This is a genomic window from uncultured Algibacter sp. (genome assembly GCF_905480415.1).
Taxonomy (GTDB): Bacteria; Bacteroidota; Bacteroidia; order Flavobacteriales; family Flavobacteriaceae; genus Algibacter_B.
Window position 1 is genome coordinate 1 of the sequence record NZ_CAJQQI010000111.1, and the last position, 5,462, is coordinate 5,462.

A 5,462-nucleotide genomic window follows, 5' to 3' on the forward strand; every position below is an offset into this window, starting at 1 on the left:
ATAATTTGCCCCTGTTTACATTTAGGACAAGACTCCGAAGTAATACCCACTCCTTTTTTAGCTTCAACCTTAGCAGCACGTTTTTTAACCGTAACAGCATGCGAAATATTAGCACGTTTGGTTTCGCTTCGCACCTCATAAACCAAAGCATCAACCATGCATTTCATGTTTTTAATGAATGCTCCTGCTGTAAATTCACCCTTTTCAATATCTTTCAATTGCTTTTCCCAAGACCCCGTTAGTTCAGCAGATTTTAATAAATCATTTTGAATCGTATCAATTAACTGAATACCTGTAACAGTTGGCAGTACTTGCTTTTTATTTCGCTTTATATATTTACGTCTAAATAACGTTTCAATAATATTGGCACGAGTTGAAGGCCTTCCAATACCATTCTCCTTCATTAAATCGCGTAATTCTTCATCATCAACCTGCTTACCAGCCGTTTCCATAGCACGTAATAATGTTGCTTCTGTAAACTGATTGGGTGGTTTGGTCTCTTTTTCTAAAAATGATGGCTCATGAGGTCCTTTTTCACCTTTTTCAAAAGTTGGTAAAATCCCAGATTCTTTTTCTTTGGCATTCGGGTTTTCAAAAACAACACGCCAGCCTTTTTCTAAAATTTCTTTACCCGTAGTTCTAAAAACCACTTTTGCTGCATGTCCTAAAACCGTTGTATTTGCTACAATACAATCGTCATAAAATACAGCAATAAAACGCTTTACAATAATATCGTAAACCTGTTGCTGATTGTATTGCAAATTAGTCTGCATGCCTGTTGGAATAATAGCATGGTGATCCGTAACTTTTTTATCGTTAAAAACTTTAGTAGACTTCTTTATTTTTTTACCTAAAAGCGGTTGTGTTAATTTTGAATAGCTCGTTAGTTTTTGAAGAATTCCAGACACCTTTGGATACACATCATTCGGTAAAAATGTAGTATCGACCCTAGGATAGGTGACTACTTTGCGCTCGTATAAGGCCTGAACTATTTTAAGAGTTTCATCAGCCGAAAACCCAAATTTTGTATTACAATATACCTGTAAGCCCGTTAAATCGAATAATTTAGGAGCATATTCTTTTCCTTTCTTTTTGGTAATCGATTGTATTTCAAAATCACTTTCTTTTACTTTATTGGCCAGAGCTTCACCATCTTCCTTTTTAAGAAAACGACCATCCTCATAACTAAATAAGGTATCTCTATACAGGGTTTGTAATTCCCAATAGGGTTGTGGATTAAAGTTCTCTATGTCTTTAAATCTATTTACAACCATTGCTAAAGTTGGTGTTTGCACGCGCCCTACCGACAACACCTGTTTATAACCACCATGCTTTACGGTGTAAAGCCTTGTGGCATTTATACCTAATAACCAATCGCCAATAGATCTGGAGAATCCTGCATAATATAAATTATCGTAATCTTTTGATGGTTTTAAGTTTTTAAAGCCCTCTTTAATAGCTTCTGTAGTCAACGAAGAAATCCATAACCTTTGTACCTCGCCTTTATAATTGGCTTCATTCATCACCCAACGCTGAATAAGTTCTCCTTCTTGCCCCGCATCCCCACAATTTATAACAACATCGGCTTTATCAAATAGACTTTTTACAATGTTAAATTGTTTTTTAATACCCGAGTTAGGAGAAACTTTAATTTCAAACTTTTCAGGAAGCATGGGTAAGTTATTTAAGTCCCAACTTTTCCAGTACGATTTATAATCAACAGGTTCCTTAAGCGTGCACAGGTGTCCAAAAGTGTAAGTAACCGCATAACCATTGCCTTCAAAGTACCCATCACGCTTTGTGCTTGCTCCTAATACAGCAGCAATTTCGCGGGCAACACTTGGTTTTTCGGCAATACAAACTTTCATTTACATATCTTAAACTAGAGATGCAAAATAGAACTTTTGAAGAGTTTATCGAAAGAGAATTGTTAGGAGTTATCAACGATTGGTTAGGTAATAAAATCTGAATCATATTTTTTTACAATTCGCAAATAAGAAATAGGAATTTAAGATAAAAATTACAATTCAAAAATATGCAATATTCATAATCTATTTATGGTAGTTGATTTTTAGTGAACTCTTGTTTTGTAAAAAAATCACAAACGATCTACAACACTTAATGCTAATCTGATTTTAAAATAGTCTAACTCTTCGTTAAGATATGAAAAATAGGGTTTTAATGCTGTTGGAGAATCTAAGGCAACTTTAGCTTTTCGAACAGCTTCAACATCACTATTAGATACAAAATCGAAAATATTAATATTCTTTCCTTTACTAAATAATTTGGCTATATGCGAGTAAATGGTTGTTGATGATAATTTGCGCTCAATAGATATTTCTTCTATTGACATACCAGACTTATATAAGTCGTAAGTTATTAGAACAGTATCCTTCTTTTTGGATTTATTTAGCTTAGAACCCATAAAACTAATGATTTCGGCAATAAACTCATCGCCATAAACCTCCATTTTTCGTTGACCTACACCGCTAATTTTGAGAAAATCGTCGTCACTCATGGGGCGCTCACGCTCTATTTCTTTTAAAGTCGCATCACTAAACACCAAATAAGCAGGGATATCCTCTTCTTGAGAAATCTTATAGCGTAATAGTCTTAAACGTTCAAATAAATTATGAGCATCTATTTTAGGTTTTGCCTTCTTTTTTGTTCGTTTTAGTCGCGTTTTCTTCTCCTTAACTAAGGCTTTTATTTCGGTAATCTCAATAGGTTTTGTTAAAGCTACTTTTGCACCATTAAACAGAACATTATTGGAAAACGCTGTTAATTGCAAGGCATTATGCTTATGAAATGCTATTTCGCAATACCCTTGATTTATAAGCTGAATAATAAAATGTTGCCAATGTTTCCATGCAATATCTTTCCCAATACCAAAAGTACGAACACCTTGATACCCTTTTGCTAAAACCGCAGCGTTTTGCGAACCCCGAAGCACATCTACAATCATTCCCATTGCCTCTTTTTCTTGTAAACGATAGACTGCTGAAAGAATTTTTTGAGCAATAATAGTTCCGTCGAATACCTGGGGAGGATTTATACAAACATCGCAGTAACCACAATTTTCACCTAATAATTCTCCGAAGTAACTTAATAATATTTTCCGTCTACATGTTGTAGCTTCACTAAACTGTTTCATGCGATCTAACTTCGCAATTTGAACCTCTTCATTCGAGGCTCCACTTGCAAAGTTTCGCAATTGAATAACATCGGCATAACTATGAAACAATAACGCATGCGCTTTTAATCCGTCTCGACCACCCCGTCCAATTTCCTGATAATAGCCTTCAATATTTTTTGGCATATTATAGTGAATAACCCAACGCACATTAGATTTATCTATGCCCATACCAAAAGCTACAGTTGCGCAAACAATTTGAGTTTTATCGTAAACAAAAGATTCTTGAACTTTAGATCGTTTCTCAAAATTTAAACCCGCATGATATGCTTCTGCAGAAACCTTATTGGTCTTTAATTTTTTAGCTAGTTGCTCGGTCGTTTTACGACTCAAGCAATATATAATCCCAGACTGGTTTGGTCTTTGCTTAATAAATTTAATAATTTGAGAAATCCTATCGTTGGCAGCACGCACTTCTAAAGCTATATTTTGTCTATCGAAAGAGGAAATAAATTGTTGCGCATTCTCGATATGAAGTTGCTTTACAATATCTTGTCGCGTGGCTTTATCGGCTGTTGCCGTTAATGCTATAAATGGCGTATTAGGCAGCGTTTTCTTTAAAAACCCTAATTGTTGATAGGATGGTCTAAAATCGTGCCCCCAAGAAGATATACAATGTGCTTCATCTATAGCCACACAACTTATATAAGTTTCGTTTAGTATGTTTTGTAATCCTGCTAAACTTTCGGGTGCTACATATAGCAATTTTAAATCGGCACTTAAAACACGGTCTATTATTGCAGATTGCTCTTCATTACTTTGACTACTATTAAAATAAGAAGCAGAGATTCCGTTGGCACTTAATCCATCAACTTGATCTTTCATCAAGGCTATAAGAGGGGAAATAACCAATGTTAAACCCTTAAATAATAATGCTGGAAGTTGAAAACAAATAGATTTACCACCACCAGTTGGCATAATAACCAAGCAGTCCTGTTTATTTAAAACGGTTTCAACAATATCTTGTTGATTCATTCTAAAACTATCGTACCCGAAATATGTTTTTAAATTAGAAAATAGTTGATCTTGGATGTTGGTTATGGACATAAAAAGAATTCTAGACTGATAACATTAAACACATTAATGTATTACCACTTTCTACGCTTATTCAACTCTTCAAGCGCCTCCAATTCTTTTTGAGGAATTACTTTTAAAAATGAAGGATGTTGCTCGATAGCATATTCAATTCTTTTTACAATATCTTCGGTAGTTTCATTTTCGTAATCAATTTCTAAAGGCGCTTTAATTTCAAAGGATTGAAGAATATTTTTCTTTTTAATACGCAATCCTTTTTTATCAAACGACCGTCTAAACCCATCAATAACAATAGGCACTACGATAGGTTTGTAACGCTTAATAATATGCGCTGTTCCTTTTCTAATGGGTTTAAAAGGTGTGGTTGTGCCTTGCGGAAAAGTAATAACCCAACCATCATCTAAAGCTTTCCCTATACTAGAAATATCACTCATTTTAACCTGTCTGTTCACATCTTTTCCTTCAGATCGCCACGTACGCTCAATACTTATAGACCCCATATAAGCGAGTATTTTTGGAAGCAAACCAGCCTTCATTGTCTCTTTAGCTGCTATATAATAAATATTCAATTTTGGATTCCAGAGATACCCTATGTTTTTAATAGAATCGGTACGCCCGCTTAAACTGGCATTAAACACATGAAACATGGATACCACATCAGCGAAATATGTTTGATGATTTGATACGAAAAGCACATTAGTATCTGGTAAGTCCTTTATGATTTCAGAACCTTCTATCTGCAGTTCATTAAACCCTCTAAAACGCCTATGAGTAAGTGCCCCAAAGATTCTAATAAGCCATTTTTTTAGAAATAGTATATGTCCGAATGGATTTTTTTTAAACAATCCCATAAATCACGCGTCAAAATTGGTTAGGATACAAATGTAATAAATCTAATAAACTACTAGAGTTGTTTTAACAAGTCTTTAATTTCGCTTAGCATCATGGCAGTTGCTCCCCAAACTACATAATCATTTAATTTAAATGCAGGCACCTCAACCTCAATACTGTAAGATGTTTTTACTTTTTTGGAGATAAGAGATTGTTCATCCAAAAAATGTTCTAAATCTATTTCTATCAGCGCCTCAACCTCGTCATCTTGTTTAATAAATTGAGGCGTAGTTTGAGTGAATCCAATAAATGGATGTACATAAAAATTGCTTGGTGGAATATAAACTTGAGATATACTTCTAACAATTTGAACAGTATCAATGGGAACGCCTACTTCTTCAAA

At 34.4% G+C, this 5,462-nt stretch carries 3 protein-coding genes and 1 pseudogene; all 4 read right to left on the reverse strand.

From position 1 onward, the window contains the following. Positions 1-1,868, reverse strand: a 1,868-nt coding sequence (locus QZ260_RS07845; RefSeq protein WP_295984779.1) for a DNA topoisomerase 3, incomplete at its 3' end; no start/stop codon positions are given. Between the two features lie 230 nt (positions 1,869-2,098). After that, positions 2,099-4,240, reverse strand: a complete 2,142-nt coding sequence (recQ, locus tag QZ260_RS07850) for a DNA helicase RecQ (RefSeq protein WP_295984781.1) — start codon at positions 4,238-4,240, stop codon at positions 2,099-2,101. A 41-nt stretch (positions 4,241-4,281) separates the two neighbouring features. Continuing rightward, entirely contained in the window at positions 4,282-5,079 is a 798-nt protein-coding gene (locus tag QZ260_RS07855; protein ID WP_295984784.1) for a lysophospholipid acyltransferase family protein, read from the reverse strand. 53 nt (positions 5,080-5,132) lie between these two features. Continuing rightward, positions 5,133-5,462, reverse strand: a pseudogene (locus QZ260_RS07860) (coenzyme A pyrophosphatase); the annotation flags it as partial.